Origin of the sequence: Nocardioides alcanivorans, from assembly GCF_021555175.1 — a bacterium.
In the GTDB taxonomy this organism is placed as follows: Bacteria; Actinomycetota; Actinomycetes; order Propionibacteriales; family Nocardioidaceae; genus Nocardioides; species Nocardioides alcanivorans.
On the sequence record NZ_JAKGRW010000056.1, the window covers coordinates 68,529 to 84,771 of the forward strand.

15 protein-coding genes and 1 pseudogene are annotated in these 16,243 nt (G+C 70.1%); 8 read left to right on the plus strand and 8 right to left on the minus strand.

The features are described from left to right. Nucleotides 1-12: 12 nt before the first annotated feature. Nucleotides 13-495 carry a helix-turn-helix domain-containing protein gene (locus tag L1066_RS28190; RefSeq protein WP_235738864.1) on the minus strand — a complete coding sequence of 161 codons (483 nt, stop codon included), beginning with the start codon at nucleotides 493-495 and terminating at the stop codon, nucleotides 13-15. Nucleotides 496-611: 116 nt separating this feature from the next. Between L1066_RS28190 and L1066_RS23975 the strand changes: the two genes are divergently transcribed. Both L1066_RS23975 and L1066_RS23980 read left to right on the plus strand, forming a co-directional pair. Next, complete coding sequence (locus L1066_RS23975; RefSeq protein WP_235738865.1) at nucleotides 612-965, plus strand: nuclear transport factor 2 family protein; 354 nt, start codon at nucleotides 612-614, stop codon at nucleotides 963-965. A 201-nt stretch (nucleotides 966-1,166) separates the two neighbouring features. After that, nucleotides 1,167-1,829 (plus strand): hypothetical protein, encoded by a 663-nt coding sequence (locus L1066_RS23980; RefSeq protein WP_235738866.1) that lies wholly within the window; start codon nucleotides 1,167-1,169, stop codon nucleotides 1,827-1,829. Between the two features lie 22 nt (nucleotides 1,830-1,851). On the opposite strand, the gene L1066_RS23985 is transcribed toward L1066_RS23980, so the two are convergent. Then, entirely contained in the window at nucleotides 1,852-2,721 is an 870-nt protein-coding gene (locus L1066_RS23985; protein WP_235738867.1) for an SDR family oxidoreductase, read from the minus strand. A gap of 119 nt (nucleotides 2,722-2,840) precedes the next feature. Between L1066_RS23985 and L1066_RS23990 the strand changes: the two genes are divergently transcribed. From L1066_RS23990 to L1066_RS24005, 4 genes are all read left to right on the plus strand, one after another. Continuing rightward, nucleotides 2,841-3,851 carry an NTF2-like N-terminal transpeptidase domain-containing protein gene (locus L1066_RS23990; protein ID WP_235738868.1) on the plus strand — a complete coding sequence of 337 codons (1,011 nt, stop codon included), beginning with the start codon at nucleotides 2,841-2,843 and terminating at the stop codon, nucleotides 3,849-3,851. Next, nucleotides 3,806-4,759 carry a penicillin-binding transpeptidase domain-containing protein gene (locus L1066_RS23995; RefSeq protein WP_235738869.1) on the plus strand — a complete coding sequence of 318 codons (954 nt, stop codon included), beginning with the start codon at nucleotides 3,806-3,808 and terminating at the stop codon, nucleotides 4,757-4,759. The genes L1066_RS23990 and L1066_RS23995 overlap by 46 nt, the downstream gene beginning before the upstream one ends. Before the next feature lie 76 nt (nucleotides 4,760-4,835). Continuing rightward, the gene (locus tag L1066_RS24000; protein WP_235738870.1) at nucleotides 4,836-5,036 is read left to right on the plus strand and encodes a hypothetical protein; all 201 of its coding nucleotides are present in this window, start codon (nucleotides 4,836-4,838) and stop codon (nucleotides 5,034-5,036) included. Continuing rightward, a complete protein-coding gene (locus L1066_RS24005) occupies nucleotides 5,033-5,617 on the plus strand; it encodes a methyltransferase (protein ID WP_235738871.1) in 585 nt (194 codons plus the stop codon). The genes L1066_RS24000 and L1066_RS24005 overlap by 4 nt, the downstream gene beginning before the upstream one ends. Before the next feature lie 15 nt (nucleotides 5,618-5,632). Here L1066_RS24005 and L1066_RS24010 read toward each other — a convergent pair whose 3' ends face one another. Beyond that, nucleotides 5,633-6,706: an FG-GAP repeat domain-containing protein gene (locus L1066_RS24010; protein WP_235738872.1), complete on the minus strand. Its 1,074-nt coding sequence runs from the start codon at nucleotides 6,704-6,706 to the stop codon at nucleotides 5,633-5,635. A 1,179-nt stretch (nucleotides 6,707-7,885) separates the two neighbouring features. On the opposite strand from L1066_RS24010, the gene L1066_RS24015 reads away from it, so the two are divergent. Continuing rightward, on the plus strand, nucleotides 7,886-8,890 hold the full coding sequence (locus tag L1066_RS24015; RefSeq protein ID WP_283095603.1) for a GTP pyrophosphokinase: 1,005 nt from the start codon (nucleotides 7,886-7,888) through the stop codon (nucleotides 8,888-8,890). A 48-nt stretch (nucleotides 8,891-8,938) separates the two neighbouring features. Here the strand turns inward: L1066_RS24015 and L1066_RS24020 are convergent, their stop codons facing one another. The 3 genes and pseudogenes from L1066_RS24020 to L1066_RS24035 form a co-directional block, all read right to left on the minus strand. Further along, nucleotides 8,939-9,973: a putative endonuclease domain-containing protein gene (locus L1066_RS24020; RefSeq protein WP_235738873.1), complete on the minus strand. Its 1,035-nt coding sequence runs from the start codon at nucleotides 9,971-9,973 to the stop codon at nucleotides 8,939-8,941. 215 nt (nucleotides 9,974-10,188) lie between these two features. After that, a pseudogene (locus tag L1066_RS29015) lies at nucleotides 10,189-10,769 on the minus strand (M15 family metallopeptidase). Between the two features lie 346 nt (nucleotides 10,770-11,115). After that, nucleotides 11,116-11,985 carry a DUF2817 domain-containing protein gene (locus L1066_RS24035; RefSeq protein ID WP_235738876.1) on the minus strand — a complete coding sequence of 290 codons (870 nt, stop codon included), beginning with the start codon at nucleotides 11,983-11,985 and terminating at the stop codon, nucleotides 11,116-11,118. A 133-nt stretch (nucleotides 11,986-12,118) separates the two neighbouring features. On the opposite strand from L1066_RS24035, the gene L1066_RS28195 reads away from it, so the two are divergent. Continuing rightward, nucleotides 12,119-13,780 (plus strand): adenylate/guanylate cyclase domain-containing protein, encoded by a 1,662-nt coding sequence (locus L1066_RS28195; protein ID WP_235738877.1) that lies wholly within the window; start codon nucleotides 12,119-12,121, stop codon nucleotides 13,778-13,780. Here L1066_RS28195 and L1066_RS24045 read toward each other — a convergent pair. After that, nucleotides 13,741-14,037: a chorismate mutase gene (locus L1066_RS24045; RefSeq protein ID WP_235738878.1), complete on the minus strand. Its 297-nt coding sequence runs from the start codon at nucleotides 14,035-14,037 to the stop codon at nucleotides 13,741-13,743. The genes L1066_RS28195 and L1066_RS24045 overlap by 40 nt on opposite strands. A 46-nt stretch (nucleotides 14,038-14,083) precedes the next feature. Next, nucleotides 14,084-16,207, minus strand: coding sequence for an aryl-sulfate sulfotransferase (locus L1066_RS24050; protein ID WP_235738879.1), 2,124 nt, complete (start codon nucleotides 16,205-16,207; stop codon nucleotides 14,084-14,086). Between the last annotated feature and the right edge of the window lie 36 nt (nucleotides 16,208-16,243).

Here is a 16,243-nt window from a genome sequence, read left to right on the forward strand (position 1 = left end):
CCCGCCAGGTGGTCAGGTTGTGGATCCGGGGGCCAGGCCCTCGGGGTGCAGGGCGAGCCGGATCACGTTGACCGGCGGCTCCAGGAGGGTCGGGGAGCAGGAGTCGAGCAGCGTGTGGACCGCCTCGTTCGCGTCGACGATGTCCCAGTGGTCGTCGAGGAGCAGCGCGGGGTAGGGCGCGTGTGCATCGAGCAGGCTGCGCAGGCCCGCCATCACGGAGGAGAGGTGCTCGTCGTCGAGTCCGCGGTGGGGGTGGCGTGGCGCGAACCCGGCCGCCAGCAGCAGCTTGTTCTGCTCGGCCATCGGCACCTCGAGCACGTCGGCCAGGCGCAGGATCATCTGGGGCGTGGGTCGGGAACGGCCGTTCTCGACGAAGCTCAGGTGTCGGGTGCTCACGTCGGCGCGCGTCGCGAGCGCGAGTTGGCTGAAGGCTCGGAGCTCCCGCCAGCGCCGGAGTTCGCCGCCGACCGGAGTGGAGGAGGTCGTGGAGGTCACGTTGTGAGCGTAGGGCGCTGCGCGGCGAACGGGCCATGACCTCCGAGGTAATCGACGGTTGCGCCGTCGCCGGTGAGCCTTGGTGTCGTCAGCATCGACGCCAAGAAAGGCACACCATGGACACCATCGTCACCCGTTACCTCGCGACCTGGAACGCAACGGACCCGGCAGTGCGCGACGAACTTCTCGCCGCGCACTGGACGCAGGATTGCGTGTACGTCGACCCGCTCGCCGACGTTGCCGGTCGCCCGGCGGTCGGAGCCACCATCGCTGCTGTGCAGGGCCAGTTCCCCGGCTTCGTGTTCAGCCAGGTCGGCGAGGTCGACACCCACCACGGGCAGGCCCGCTTCCAGTGGGGACTCGGACCTGCGGGCGAGGAGCCGGTCGTCATCGGCTTCGACGTGGTCGTGACCGACGACGACCAGCGCATCCGCGACGTGCGCGGCTTCCTCGACCGGGTCCCGGGCTGACCACCCGGTCGACCACCACGAAGGAGGACACGATGAGGATCGGACGTACCGTCGCGGTGATCGAGGCGGCGCCGCTCGGGCTCGTGGAGCTGGGATCCGGGCCGAGCGACGCCGTACGCCTGGGGAGGCGAACGCCGAAGCGCAGCCCCGGGGCTCGGAGATCGTGGCCGAGGTCGTTCCACGGCCGCTCGAGGTCGTCGCATGAGCACCGAAGCGCTCGTCCCCGGCACCCTCCTGGGCTTTCGGCAGTTCCGCATCGACGTGCAGGGGGAGCTGTTGCCCCTGCACGTCGGGAACCGGCCGTGGCGTCCGGGGACGACGCGAGCGGTCTGCGTGAACCACCCGGAGCATCGGCCACCGGTCACCGGCTGCACCTGCGGGCTGCACGCCTGGCACCACGCGGACGACGCCCTGAGCCGCGATGACGAGACCGTGGTCGCTGCGATCAGGGCACACGGCCGGATCATCCTTGGTGTGCACGGTCTGAGGGCCGAGCGCGCCGAGGTGGTCGCGGTCTGCCTCCCGGCACGGTGGACGGCTCGGCGCCGCGAGGCGGTGGCGGCCCGGCTGCGCTCCGCACGCCCCGACCTCGAGATCTTCACCTCGGCCCGGGGCTTTCGCCAGCGCTTCCCGTCAGAAGACCTGGCAGCGCTGGGTGTCCACACCAGACCCACTGCCCATGCCAGGTTGCGCCGCGCCGTCCACCTGCCATGGGTGCTCGGCGTGCTCGCCCTCTACTCCGTCATGGTGTGGCCACCTGCGATGGAGCGAGTGCTCACCGGCGGGGGCTGGGTGGCCCTGCTCGGCGCATTCGTCGCCTGGCAGGCGTGGCTCGTGCGCCAGTCGATGGACGACGACGCCTGAGGTCATCCGCTGCTCGACGCGCTCAGCGAGTGACCCTGTCGAGGTAGTCCTGGCGGGCCTTCGGGTCGGTGCGCCGGAGGATCTGGTCGTTGATGCCGCCGAGCTTGGCGAACCGACGCTTGAGCGGGAGCGGCATGAGGTCCTGCGAGCGCAGCACCCGGCCGAGCGACTTCGGCACGACCAGTCGCGGATGGGAGCGCCCGGACTCCAGCGCCATGAGGACGGCGTCGGCGACGTCCTCGGGTTCGATCATCGACTCCACCGCCATCTTCTTGCCCAGCACCGTGAACTCTGCGCGGGTGTCGAGCCCGGCGGCCAGGTCGGTGTTGACGGCGCTGGGCAGCACCGTGGTCACTCGCACCCCGCTCGCCTCGAACTCGGCAGCCAGCGCCTCGCCGTACATCACCATCGCGGCCTTGCTGGCGTTGTAGGTGGCGAGGCCGGGGATCGCGATGACGCCCATGGTCGACGCGAGGTTGACCAGGTGACCGTGACCGCGGGGGACCATCCGGGCCAACGCCTTCTTGGACCCCCACATCATGCCGAGCACGTTGACCTCGAAGACCGCGCGTGTGGTGTCGTCGGACTCGTCCAGCAGTGGGCCGGTCGGCATGATGCCGGCGTTGTTGACCAGGGCGAAGAGCGGTCCGAGCTCGCCCTCGACGCGATCGAGGAAACCGTCGAAGGCGGCGGGGTCGGTGACGTCGAACGTGTGGGTCAGCGACGCACCGAGTTCCTTCCCGGCAGCCTCGAGTGCGGTCGCGTCCACGTCACTGATCACGACCTTCGCGCCCCGTGCCACCAGCTGCTTCGCGATCTGGAAGCCGATGCCGCGGGCGGCTCCGGTGACGGCGACGACACGCCCGGTCAGGGCCACGGCAGGGGTCTTCATCGGTTCTCCTCGTTGCTGGGCTCGACATGGTGATGCTTCCACACCCCAACTCCGCAGGCGTCGAGTCGTGACGGGTCACTGCCCAGAAAATGCCGCAACAACTCGACACGTGCGGAGTCGTGGCGCGTTCGACCACCTTCCACGCCGGTGTCATGATCGGGGCCATGCGCTCCGGGACCGGCACGAAGAAGGCGATGGCACTGGCAGGGGCACTGCTCCTGGGAAGCGGGGTCCTCGCGGCCTGCAGCTCCGACGACACCTCTGACGCCACACCTGTTGCGGAGGCCCTGGCCAAGGGGCTCGCCGCGCGTGACCTGGGTGAGGTGCCCCTGGAGGGCGACCCTGCCGCGTACGCCGACATCGTGGCGGGCATCGACGCGCCGGCTTCGGTGGAGGTCGTCTCGGTCGAGCGGGACGGTGGCGAGGCGACGGCCGAGCTCGCCTGGTCCTGGGAGGTCGGTGGCGAGCCGTGGAGCTACACCGCGGAGGCGACGCTCGTGGAGGACGGTGACGACTGGGTGGTGCGCTGGGACCCCAGCCTGGTCGAGCCGTCCCTGGTCACCGGAGAGACGCTCGACCTGACCACCAGCCGGCCACGCCGCGGTGAGGTGCTCGGGCGCAACGGCGATCGGATCGTGACCGAGCGCGACGTGGTGCGGCTCGGGCTCGACAAGTCGAAGATCAAGCAGGGACAGACCCGCAACAGTGCCAAGCGGATCGCGCAACTGCTCGAGATCACGCCCGGGCCGTATGTGAAACGAGCAGTGGCGTCCGGGGACAAGGCCTTCGTCGAGGCGATCCTGTTGCGTGCCGAGGACGTCCGGGACCGCGTTCCCGCCGCTTTCGAGGACGTGCCCGGTGCGGTGTCGCTGGGCACCACCCGCCCGTTGGCGCCGAGCAAGGAGTTCGCAGCGCCACTGCTCGGCACGGTCGGCGAAGCCACCGCCGAGTTGATCGAGGAGTCCGACGGGGCGCTCGCGGCCGGTGACGTCGTGGGGCTGAGCGGCCTGCAGGCCCGGTACGACGACAGTTTGCGCGGGGTGCAGGGCGTCCGGGTGAGCACGGGGAGGGCGACCAGGAGCGAGTGCTCCACGAGTCCGACCCGGCCGACGGCCAGCCGCTGCAGCTGACCCTCGACGTACCGCTGCAGGAACTGGCGGAGCGGATCCTTGCCGACGTCGGTCCGGCCAGTGCCCTGGTGGCGATCGACCCGGCCAGCGGCGACATCCTTGCTGCTGCGAGCGGGCCCGGCGGCGACGGGCAGAACACTGCCACCTACGGCCGCTACGCGCCCGGGTCGACCATGAAGGTCGTGACCGCGCTCGCGCTGATGCGCTCGGGGCTGAAGCCCGGCTCGATGGTCGACTGCCCGGCGACGACCGTCGTGGACGGCAAGACGTTCAAGAACTACGACGACTACCCGGCCTCCTCGCTGGGACGGATCACCCTGCGGGAGGCGATCGCCCAGTCCTGCAACACCGCGCTGGTCGGGTTGGCCGAGGAGCTCGACGACGATGGGCTCGAGGAGGCCGCCGCCGCGCTCGGGCTCGGGGTCGATCACGACCTGGGCTTCCCTGCCTACTTCGGCCAGGTGCCGCCGCCCGAAGGGAAGACGGAGAAGGCGGCTGACCTGATCGGCCAGGGCAAGGTGCTCGCCTCGCCCATGGCGATGGCCACGGTGGCTGCGTCGGTGCGTGCCGGGCACACGGTGCTGCCGTCGCTCGTTGACGGGAACGAGGTCGAGCAGGTGGAGCCCGCTGTCCCGCTCACCGCCGCCGAGGCCAAGGCGCTGCGGGGGCTGATGCGGGCGGTGGTCACCGACGGCTCCGGGCGGTTCCTCGACGGGATGGGAGCTGACCTGGGCGCGAAGACGGGCACCGCCGAACACGGCACGCCCGACGCCGGTGGTGAACTGCCCACGCACGTGTGGATGATCGCCCAGCGGAAGGGGATGGCGGTCGCAGTCTTCGTGGAGGACGGTGCCTCCGGCTCGCAGACGGCGGGTCCGCTGCTGCAGCAGTTCCTCGCCGAGTCCTGACCGACCGCGGCAGCCCGGCCGGCCGGATCCCGTCACTGCCACGGAAACGAAGTGACGCGTGACACCATGACCCCTCATGGACGAGGTGGTGAAGGCGCTCCGCGCAGCTGGCTGCGTGTGGGCCGAGGAGGAGGCCGAGCAGCTGCGTCGGGCCGCCCTCGACCTCGCTCGGCGGCGTGACCTCCGCGCTGCACCGGTTCTCGCCGCCCTCGTCGCCCGCCGGGTGGCGGGGAGCCGCTGGAGCACGTCACGGGTCGGGTGCGCTTCCTCGACATGACACTGACCGTTGCGCCGGGTGTGTTCGTGCCACGACCCAGGACGGAGCACCTCGCGGAACTCGTCATCGAGCGGGTCCGACCGGGTGCGGTCGTGGTCGAGCTGTGCAGTGGCGTGGCGCCGGTGGCGGCGGCCGTGCTGGCGAACGAGCACGAGGCGGCCGTGCATGCGGTCGATGTCGACAGGGCCGCGCTGGCCTGCGCCGAGCGCAACCTCCGCGGCGGGATGGTCCATCGTGGTGACCTCTACGCACCGCTGCCCCGGATGCTTCGCCACCGTGTCGACATCGTGGTGGCCAGCCCGCCCTACGTGCCGTCCGGTGACATCGACCTGCTGCCGCGCGAGGCCCGCGACCACGAACGTCGCGATGCACTCGACGGCGGCACCGACGGGCTCGACCTGCACCGACGGATCCTCCAGGAGGCACCTCCGTGGCTGAGCGCCACGGGCCAGGTGTTGCTGGAGTGCGCCGAGCACCAGGCGGACGCCTTGGGGCAAGCCTTCCGCCGCCACGGTTTCAGCCCACAGATCGCGTACGACGACGAGCGAGAGGCCACCGTCGTGGTCGGACCGCTCTTCTGAGTCGCCCCCGCGGCGTCAGCGTCGGACGACCGATTTGGCCCGGCTGGTCGTGGCCAGGCCGGACTTGTCGGCCGGCACCTTCAGCCGCACCTTGGTGGTGCCCTTCGCAACCCTGACCTTGGTGCGCAGCGCGCCGTTGGCCTTCGTCTTCACGGCCTTGCGCTTCTTCCACGCGCACTTCTTCGCCTTGCAGACGCGACTCTGGACGATGACCTTGCGCTTCACTCCCGGCGCGATCCGCGCCGTGAGCGCCACGTTGGCCTTGCGGGTCCTGGCACGCTTCGCGAAGCCCTTGATCCGGGTGGTGACCCGGATGGTCGAGGCCACCGAGCGGGGCGGTTCGCCGGTCACGGTGGTGAACATGGTCCCGGCGTACCGGACCCGGATCGTGCCGGTCTCGGGGCTGCGGACCGCGATCGATCCGACGTACCGTCCTGCCGCTTCGCGGGTGAGGGTCACGGTGCCGACGTTGCTGCTCCTGCCGGTGCGAGCAAGGGTGCGGGTCACGGTGACCTGACGACTGGTGCCTTCATCGACCCCGGTGAGCACGATCGCCATCCGCTGGCTGGAGCCCGGTGCCACCTTCGTCGACGCGAGTGTGGCCGTCAGCGAGACCGGCCGGAGGTACGGCGCCTCGACGGTCCCGCGCTGCCAGACTGCCACCGCGGACTCGTCGAACGAGCTGAAGACGAGCTCGTTCACTCCGTCGCCGTTGAGGTCGGCGACGACCGCACCGCCGGACTGGCCGAACTCCTCGCCCGGTGCGGTGAGGGTGTGCAGCATGGTGCTGCCGTCACCGCGCTGCTCGATCCAGAAGAGGCGTCGGTCGCCGTCGCCGGAGACCAACAGGTCGATGTCGCCGTCGCCGTCGATGTCGCCGTACCCGAAGACACCGGGGGCGGCCTGCCCGTAGCCGATCCGAGAGGTGATGTCGTCACCGGGGAAGATGGGCGTGGTGTTGGTGTAGCCGTCGCAGTCGGGGGTGGAGACTGCCGGGTTCGACAAGGTGGTGAGCGACCACTGCTCGCGCGGATCGGGTCCGGGGGTGAACTCGATGACCTCCTCCGGGGAAGGCTGGTCAGCGTGCACCGGTTGGTGTGGTTGGTGCCGACCCAGGCGGTCACGCCATCACCGCGGAAGTCGGGCACCGGTCGGATCTGGAAGCCGGGTCCGACGCCGCGACCGTTGTCGGTCTCCAGTCGGGTCGCGATGGTGTGCGGCACGAAGTCGGCCGCGGAGAGGCCGGGGGTGCCGTCGTCGACCTGTTCGAGCCAGAGGAACGTCGCCGGGTCGGCGTCCGCGCCGCTGCCGATGTCGAAGTACTGCGAGGAGACGATGTCGAGCAGGCCATCGCCGTCGACGTCGTGCACGACCGGGATGCTTCCGCCGACGGTGGCGATCTCGACCGGAGGTGCGAACGCGCCGTCGCCGAGCCCGCGGAAGAACTGCATCGAGATCGCGTCGTCGTTCTGGTCTGCCGCAGCCCGTCCCTGCTCGCCGGTCGAGAGCAGGTCGTCGGTGCCGTCTGCGTCGAGGTCGGCCACGATCGCGCTGTGGTAGGACCACGGCTGTTCGGTGATGATGTCGTGACGCAGGAACGGTCGCGGGGTCCCGGCGCTGTCGAGGCCTCGGTTCTCCCACCAGGTGAGGGTGCCGCGGTTCTTCGGCCCGCCGCTGAGCAGCGGATTGGTGTCGAAGAAGTAGCCGCCGGGCACCACCAGGTCGTTGTCGCCGTCGCCGTCGACGTCGTGGACGGTCACCTGGTTGGGGAAGATGATGTCGTCGTCGGGTCGGACGACGGTGACCTTCTCCCACTTGGCGAGGTCGGCGCCGGGGCGATAGACCTGCACGGTGCCGCCGCCGGAGGGGTTGCCGCCGACCAGTTCGCCGTAGCCGACGGTGACGATGTTCTGCTCGCCCGGGAACACCTCGCCCACCACGGTGAAGGAGGCCCCGGACACGGTGTCGACGTCATGGCGTCCGAAGGTCGGTGCGCTGTCCGGATCGGCGGGTGGGCCGGCGATCGCTGTCGCTCCCGCTGCGGCGAGCCCGCCAGCTGCCATCAGGAGGGCCAGGGCGACGCGCGCCGAGGTGTGGGGCGCTGCCGCACGGGTGCGACGAGGGGCGTGGGAGGCCACGGGATCACCTGTCTTCCGGAAACATATATCGGATATGATCGGCTTTCTCGCATCGATCCACAACCCCTCGGCCACTTCTCGGACACCCCGCAGGGCATCTTCGAGTGGGTTCTTCTGACAGTCTTGGGGCATGCAGCGCACCCCACCCCTGACCGAGGCGGTCCAGAAGTACGCCGCCCGGCAGGACGAGCTCCGCGCCGCCACCGACCGATGGGTCGCCCATGTGCAGGGACTGCTCGACGAAGCCGGCATCAACTACCTGACGGTCAGCGGGCGCACCAAGAGTGTCTCCTCGTTCGCGGGCAAGGCGGTGCGTCAGGAGGACGGGAAGCTGTTGTACGACGACCCGCTCACCCAGATCACCGACCAGATCGGCGTCCGTGTCATCACCTACGTGCTGAGTGATGTCGCTGCCGTGGCGGACCTCCTGGCCGACACGCTCACCGTGCTCGACGACCGCGACCTCGGGCAGGAGACCGCGAGCGAGGGTCGCTTCGGCTACTCGAGTCGTCACCTGCTGGTCACCCCCGACCCGGCGACGGCCACGATGGCCACGTTGGAGGAACTGGGCGGACAGCCGGCCTCGGTGCAGTTGCGCACCGTGCTCCAGCACGCCTGGGCGGAGTTCGAGCACGACATCCGCTACAAGGGGAAGATCCCCGAGGAGTTCGGCCCCGACCTCGACCGCCGCTTCACCTTGGCGGCCGGGCTGCTCGACCTGGCCGACCGCGAGTTCTCGATGATCCGCGAGCGGCTGCGGGCCGGCGTACGAGAGCCTGCGGGTGCAGCCGGCGAACGCATTGACGACCGCGAGCTCGCCACCTTCCTGGAGGCCCGCTACACCGAGGCGGGCTGGTCGCGCACCGATCACTACGACTGGATGGCGGGACTGCTGCAGGAGCTCGGCATCACCTCGCTCGACCAGCTCCGTGGCCTGATCACCACCATCGACGACGCCGCGATCGCCGCGCGGATGGGCTACAAGTACCCACCCGGCGCCGTACGCCGCCTCGACGACGCACTCCTCGCCGTCCACGGCACCCGTTATGCCGATCTGAGCGGCAATGCGCATCGTCGTGACGCCCTGCTGGCCCGGTTGGAGAAGCTGGTCGGAGACGACCCCGACGCCACGTGACCTCTGCTGGCGGCTTCGATGGAGCCAACGTGCTCTGCACGGGCAGGTTCAGCGCATGTTCACTCCACTGGAGCCGGGTACGGCGAGTGGTGCGTCGGCCAACGCCGCTTCCCGGCGAGCGCGACTCATCCGGGAGAGATGACTGTCGAACCGCGCGGCAAGATCGGGGGCCGGTCCGTTGGGGCCGTGAAGCACCCACGCCTTCGGCAATGTCGAGGCGGCGACGCGCTGCACCGCGGCGTGGAGTCGACGTACGACCAGGTCGCGCTGCCACAACTCCCCGCCCACGACGGAGACCACTTCGAGCCCCGCATCCCTCAGGCCTCCTTCCCGAGTGATGTCGCGGCTGCGCGCACTCGTGGAGAGGTGATGGGCGCCGTCGTACTCGGCGGCCACGCCGAGCTCCGGGCAGACCAGGTCCGGTCGTCCTAGGAACCGACCGGACCGATCGTGGATCGGCACGTTGCTCAGCGGTTCAGGGAGCTCGGCGTCGCCACGCCAGGTCAGGCGCAACGCCACCTCCGGAGGCGATTCGGCACCTTCGACGCTCAGGTCGAGGGCGCGGCGCACCAAGGGCAGACCGGGGGTGCGCGTCACGGTGCCGAGCCAGGCACGGAGGCGGTCGCGGGTGGTGAGCTCGGCATGGAGGACCATGTCGATCGCGGCGACACCGGACCGGAGTTCGCCGCGGCAGACCACCTCGTCGAAGAGGGAGCGATGGACGTTGAGACAAAGCACCCCGTGCCGGGTGACCGTCTCGGCCTCGAGGATCCGTCCGCGGTCGAGCAGAAGACCCGGCCTGTTGGCCATGCGACGGTCCGGGCCGATGCGCAGCTGAACGGGGAGCAGCTCGCCGCGGGCTCCCGATCCTTCGAACCACCGCGCGCCGGCCAGGTGGAGGCTGGCCCACCCGGTGACGCGGCTGGCGTCCCCGGTTCGTTGCCATGCCTCCAGGATCCGCTGACCGGGTTGGTCGAAGACCGCATCGGCCGGCACGAACAGTCCGGGCGACGTACGCCGCCACTTGCGCCCGCGGGCGGCCCCGGGAGTCGGCCCGAGTCGTCCCTCGGGATCGGTCCTCACGGGCGCCGCCAGTCGCGGTCGACTGATCCTGGGCGGAGGGTGGATCCGGTGCCAACCACGGCCGGGAGAGCTGGACATCGAGGACATGCGGCGAGAGTGCCCGGACTCCCGGGCCCTCGCATCCGTTCCTCCACAGGCTGGCGGCTTCGATGGAGCCAACGTGCTCTGCACGGGCAGCTTCAGCGCATGCTCACTCCATCGAAGCCCAGTCGGGCTCAGCGGTTGCTGGCAGAGAAGTGCTGGTAGTCCTTCAGCGAGTTCCAACTGCCGCCCCAGCCCCAGCCGATGCGTGCGAAGGCCTGGACCACGGGGTCGTCGGCGGTGATCATCCCGGGGCGCACATCCGTGCGGTCGAGGTAGGAGCGGGCGAGCTCGGGGAGCACGACCTCCCCTTCTCGTAGGGGTTCTGGAACGGGTTGATGTCGATGGCCAACCCGCGGGCATGTTCGCTGAACGAGCTGCCGCCGGTCACTGCACGGCAGGTGAAGGCGCCGGTGTCGTTGCCGTCGCCCGTGGGTGCTGCATCGAGCTCGGCCCGGGTGGTGATCGACATCCGCTCCATCGGGAAGTCCGCTCGCCACAGGTCGCGGAAGACCTGGACGAGGCCGTCGGCGGCCGAGGAGTGCACGAGCAACTCCCCGGTGTGCCGCTCGCCGTCGAAACCGCGGAAGACCAGGCGCAGCCAGGCCAACTCGTCGGCCGCCACCGGGCAGTTCTCGTTCCACGTGGACCGCGCGATCACGTCCGCCGGTGCCGGGTCGGTGACCTCCGCCCGGAATCCTCGGCCCGGCAGCATCGGTACCGTGTCGGGCAAGGTGAAGCGGCGGTGGCGCAGCGCCTTCGGTGTGCTCAGACCGGTCGCACCCTCGGGCAGGATCCGGGTGCCCAGCCACGCCGGCGGCACGGTTCCAGGCTCGGGCACGTCGGCAGTCGGCCCGCCCTCGTCGGGTGGGGACGGCTGATCCGTGGGTGATTCGCTCTCCGGTGTCGGACTGCCCTGCTCCGTGCGATCGGGCTGCCTGCTCGGCTGCTCCGGTGTGCCCACGCATGCAGCCAGCAGGCACAGCAAGACGACCACCACAGCAGCACGCACGTCTCGACCCTACGCAACCGGTCGTCGGGGCGGATTGGCCCTCGGGAGATCAGCGCACCTTGGCAGCTCGAGCGATGCCGCGCCCAGCGATGCGTGTGCGGTAGCGCTGACCCGGGGAGGCGCCGTACTCGATGGTGGTGGCGGTGCCGTGACTGCCGAGGCGGTGGTTGTACCAACCGGTGAGGGTCGGGGAGACACCCGCGCCCTGGGAGACGCCGAAGTACTTGCGGGGCAGGCTGAGGTTGCGGGCGAGCCGCCGCTCCCACTTGACGTCCTCACCGGACTTGCCGATCCCGTGGAGGGGCTGGTGGATCGAGGCGATGTAGTCGGGCTTGACCTTCTTGAGGAACGCCATCATCGCTCGCGTCTCCGGTTCGCTGCCTGGCTCCGGGCCGCTCCAGTACCGGCTGCCCCGCGGGGTCGCCTGCCAGCCGCTGGTCGGCCAGTTGCGGTTGAGGTCGACACCGTTGCCGTTGACCCGAGTGCCCCTGGCGTCGCCGTCAGGGTTCATGGTCGGCACCACCCACATCGCGGTGCCCTTCTTGGGTCGGACGTGGTTGCGTATCCACATGGCAGTGGCCTTCCCGGCCAACTCGTCGCCATGCATCTGGCCGAGCACGACGAGGACGTGGTCAGCGTTGAACTCACCGACGAACCAGGCCTTGATCTTGCGCCCGTTCGCCGACCTGCCGATCGTCGCGGTGGACTGGACGATCCTCCCGCCCGGCCCGATTCCGAACTCTGCCGGGATCGCGATCGGCTCGGGTTCCTCGGGCTCGGGCGTGTCCGCCGCGACCGGGGGATCGGGTGCCGCTGCGGGCACGTCTGCGTGCGCCGGAGGCATGAGCGCGAGCGAACCGAGCGCCACTGCGACGGCCGACAACGCGGATTGCCACCGGTTCACCCTGTGCCTGGCCACGCCCGCGATGCTACTCGCAGGAGGCGGTCGGACGGTGCGGTTCGGCAGCCGGGTGCGACAGCAGCCGTCCCACCGCAGACATGATCTGCTCGCAATGCCCTCCCGGTGACTGATCTGGCTCTACTGTGTCGGCGTGGCTGTGACCCGCTTCCGCCCCTGGCGGGCCCGACTGGCGATGAGCGTCGGCATCGTCGTGCTCAACCTGCTGGGCGCAGTGCTGGTCTACTGCCTGGCCGCGTGGGTGGTGCCGATCCCGAAGCTCGACAGTGAGAACAGGCTGCGGCTGGTGAACCTGGTCGGTGCCGCGAGCTATCTCGTCGTCGCGGTGACGATCGGGGTGGTGATGCTCAACGTGGCGCTCGGCCCGATGGTCGCGTGGATCCGCGCGGGGGCCGACCCGTCTCGCTCCGGCCGGATGTCGGTGTTGCGTGCGCCGCGGCGGATGGCGCTGTGGCATGCGATCGCCTGGTCGCTGGCGGCCTTCGTCTTCGGTGGGCTCAACGCGACGGTGAGCGTCAGGCTGGGCATCGACGTGCTGCTCATCGTGCTCCTGTCGGGGTGGACGGTCTCCGCCTTCTCCCACCTGGCATCGGAGCGGACGCTGCGCGGTTTCGCCCGGATGGCGCTCGAGGGTACGGCGCCGCTGCCGCCGCCTCGCAGCTCGGTGTGGCGGGCGATGTCGAGTTGGGGACTCGGATCAGGTGTGGTGCTCTTCGGCGCTGCGCTGGTGGGCCTGTTCTCATTGGTCGATGACGGTGAGGCGTCCACGCGGAGTCTCGCCGTGACGATGCTGGTGCTTGGTGGCATCGGTCTGGTCGTCGGCGGCGGCGCGACCTTGCTGGGGGCCAAGGCGACCGCGGATCCGTTGAGCGGTCTGCGTCAGGCGGTGCAGCGCGTGCAGCAGGGCGACTACGACGTGACCGTCCCCATCTATGACGCCACCGAGATCGGACACCTGCAGGCTGGCTTCAACCGGATGGCGGCCGGGCTCGCCGAGCGCGAACGCATCCGGGAGCTCTTCGGTCGTCACGTCGGCGATGACGTCGCTCGCAACGCGTTGTCACGCGGCGTCGAACTCGGTGGGGAGAGCCGGCGAGTGGCGGTGATGTTCGTCGACATCGTGGGTTCGACGTCGATCGCCGAGCGGCGTGACCCGACCGAGGTCGTCGAGCTGCTCAACCGCTTCTTTGCCGTGGTGGTCGACGTCGTCGAGGCCCACGGCGGCTGGATCAACAAGTTCGAGGGCGACGCGGCGCTGGCCGTGTGGGGCGCGCCCGACGAGGTGCCCGACCTGGAGACCCAAGCGCTTCGCGCCACCCGAGTGCTCGCCGAACGGCTCCGCGCCGAGGTGCCCGAGTTGCGTGCCAGCGTCGGCGTCTCCGCCGGTCGCGCGGTGGCCGGCAACATCGGGGCGGCTCGGCGCTCCGAGTACACCGTCATCGGCGATCCGGTCAACGAGGCCGCGCGCCTCACCGACCTCGCCCGCGAGCATCCGTCGCTGGCTCTCGCCCGCCACGATCTCGTCGATGTCGCCGCGAGCAGCGCGAACGGCTCCGTGGAGGCAGCGCTGTGGCAGTCGGAGGAACCGGTGCTCCTCCGCGGGCGCACCGCCCTCACCCCCGTCGCCACCCCCGAGCGAAGTAGCACCACCTGCGTGTCGAGGGCGCGCAACTTGTGTGTCGAGGTCGCGCCCGTTGCGTTCGAGGGCGCGCAACTTGTGGGTGTGCTCCAGTGGCGCGGGAACCGTGAGGCCGCTCAGGGCAGGTTGTCGGCCTCGGCGATGCGCTCGTGGTGATGGATGACCTCGGCGATGACGAAGTTGAGGAACTTCTCGGCGAAGACCGGGTCGAGACCGGCACTCTCCGCCAGGTCACGCAACCTGGACACCTGACGCTCCTCGCGGGACTTGTCCGCAGGCGGCAGGCCCAGCTCGGCCTTGAGCACGCCCACCTGTTGGGTGCACCGGAAGCGCTCCGCGAGCAGGTGGATCAGGGCAGCGTCGATGTTGTCGATGCTCTGGCGCAGGCGAAGGAGTTCGGGCGGGGTCGTCACGGGCGTGAAGTCTAGAGGTCATCCGGTCGCGGCGCTGCCCACGGGATCACTTCCGCACCTTCACCTTCACGCGTACGGCGTCACGCGCCGAGGCAGCGGACGTCGACTGCACCCGCACGGGGAAGTTCTGGTTGCGCTTCACCGCGCGCTTGCGTTTGAAGGTGACCTTGACCGTCACCGACGCGCCCGGGGCGAGGGTCGGCGTACGGAATCCGGCGCCGGTGACCTTGCCGCTGATCTTGCGGCCACCGGAGCGGTGCACCACCTTGACCACCTTGGTCGCACCCTTGCCGGTGACCAGGAACCGATCCGGGGCATTGCCACGGTTGGTGATGCGCACCTGCGCGACCTGCTTCTTGCGAGCCTTGATGATCTTGGTGGCAGCCTGCTGCTTCTTGGCCGCGCCGACCAGCCCGACGCCCTTCCAGGCCTTTCCCTTGGTCCGCACCGCCGCATCGACGGCGCGCTCCAGCGGCGCCACGACGTACGTCGTCTCGTGCGTCACGCTGTTGCCCGCCGCGTCGGTGGCGGTCACCGTGACCCCGTGCACACCGGGGGTGCTCGTGTCGAGCAGCCCGTCGGCCGTCGCTGCGCAGCCGGCGAGGCCGGAGCCGCCCCGGTCGCGGCACTGCCAGTCGAGCCGGGCCGAGGTGCCCTGGAGGATCTCCCCGGGATCGGCGACCGTCACCGTCGGGTCGATCGCGTCGGGCACCTCGGCGAGATGTGCGCGATAAGTGAAGAGTCGCTGGTTGGTGGTCGGATTGGTGTCGCGCAGCGTCCACAGCGGCGTGAGGCCGTCGTCATCGAGCTCGGTGGCGACCTCCTGCTGGCTCGCCGCCCACCCGACGAGGCGGTGCCCGCTGGGCAGCTGCTCCACGCCGCCGGCGAAGTAGGCGAAGCGGCCCGGGGGCGCATGGGCGGTGACCAGCGTTGCCTCCATGGCCTGCTCGTCCAGCGCATACTCGCTGATCCGGGTGAACGGTCGGTTGACACGTCCCTGATCCGGATCGGCGGGGTCCACGCACAGGGTGGGCGCGTCGGGGCCGAGCTGGTTGCCGCCGTTGTCGAAGATCAAGATGTTGCCGTTCGGCAGCTCGCTGGCGGTGTGCTGCGCGCACGGCCCCGCCCATTCGTCGTCGGGGAAGGCGAAGTCGCTCCGGCGTCCGCCGAGGCGCCACATCACCTCCCCTGCCTCGAATCCGCCGTCGTCGAAGCGCGCCACCTTGAAGACCGCGGAGAAGTGGCGGAAGGAGAGCAGCCAATGGCCGTCGTCCATCACCACCACCGAGTTCACGTGCGCGTAGTCGGGGTCACCCGGCTTCACGGTCTCCTCGTCGATCACCAGCGACTCGGTGCTCCACTCGAAGACCACTTCGCCGTCGGAGTCGACCTCCTGTGCGATCGAGTCCTGCACCTGGCCGTCCGGGGTGTCGCGGTATTCGTAGGAGAGCAGGATGACGTGCCCGTTGGGCAACAGGATCGAGTCGTGGGGGTCGGTGTTCACCAGGCCGACGGTGCTGTGGGTCGCTCCGGTCGGCTGCCACTGCTCGTCGAGGACCACGAGCGGCGCCCCCGCCAGCCAGTCGCTCCCCGCGGAGCCGCGCTGCACGGTCAACGACCCGTTGGGCTGGCGCTTGAGGTCGAGACTGGTCTCCGCCTCCTCATGCACGTGCACCGGCACGCCGTTGCGGTCGAGCGCGGTCTCGAAGAACGGCTCGCCCTGGCTGAACCTCGACAGGGTCAGCAAGACCACCCCCGGGTCGAGCTCCGCGCCGTCAACCGTCTCCGCCTCCAACGTCGGGAAGCCGTCGGGCAGCAGGAAGAGCGAGTGCGCGACCCGGCCGTCGACGTCGTCGAAGATCACCGACACCTCTTCGCCGGGTTCTCCGGTCACCACGACGTCGGCGCTCGCTCCCTGCGGTACCCCGTCGACCAGCACCTGGCCGTCAGGGTCGCTGGTGGTTGCCTGCACCCGCAGCTGGGCGCCCGCAGCTCCCGCGACGGCGTACCGCTCGATGTCCGGGGCGAAGGTCGGGTACGTCGACACCCCGGTGCCGCTGACCGTGAGCGAGTGCTCGGGTGGGGCGGCGATGGCTGGCGGGTGGGCCACGGTGAGCATGCCGATGAGCAACGTGAGACCGCCGAGCACGACGGTGAACCGGAGGCGCATGTCGTGACGCTACCGGCGATTCGCGATCGCCGGGTG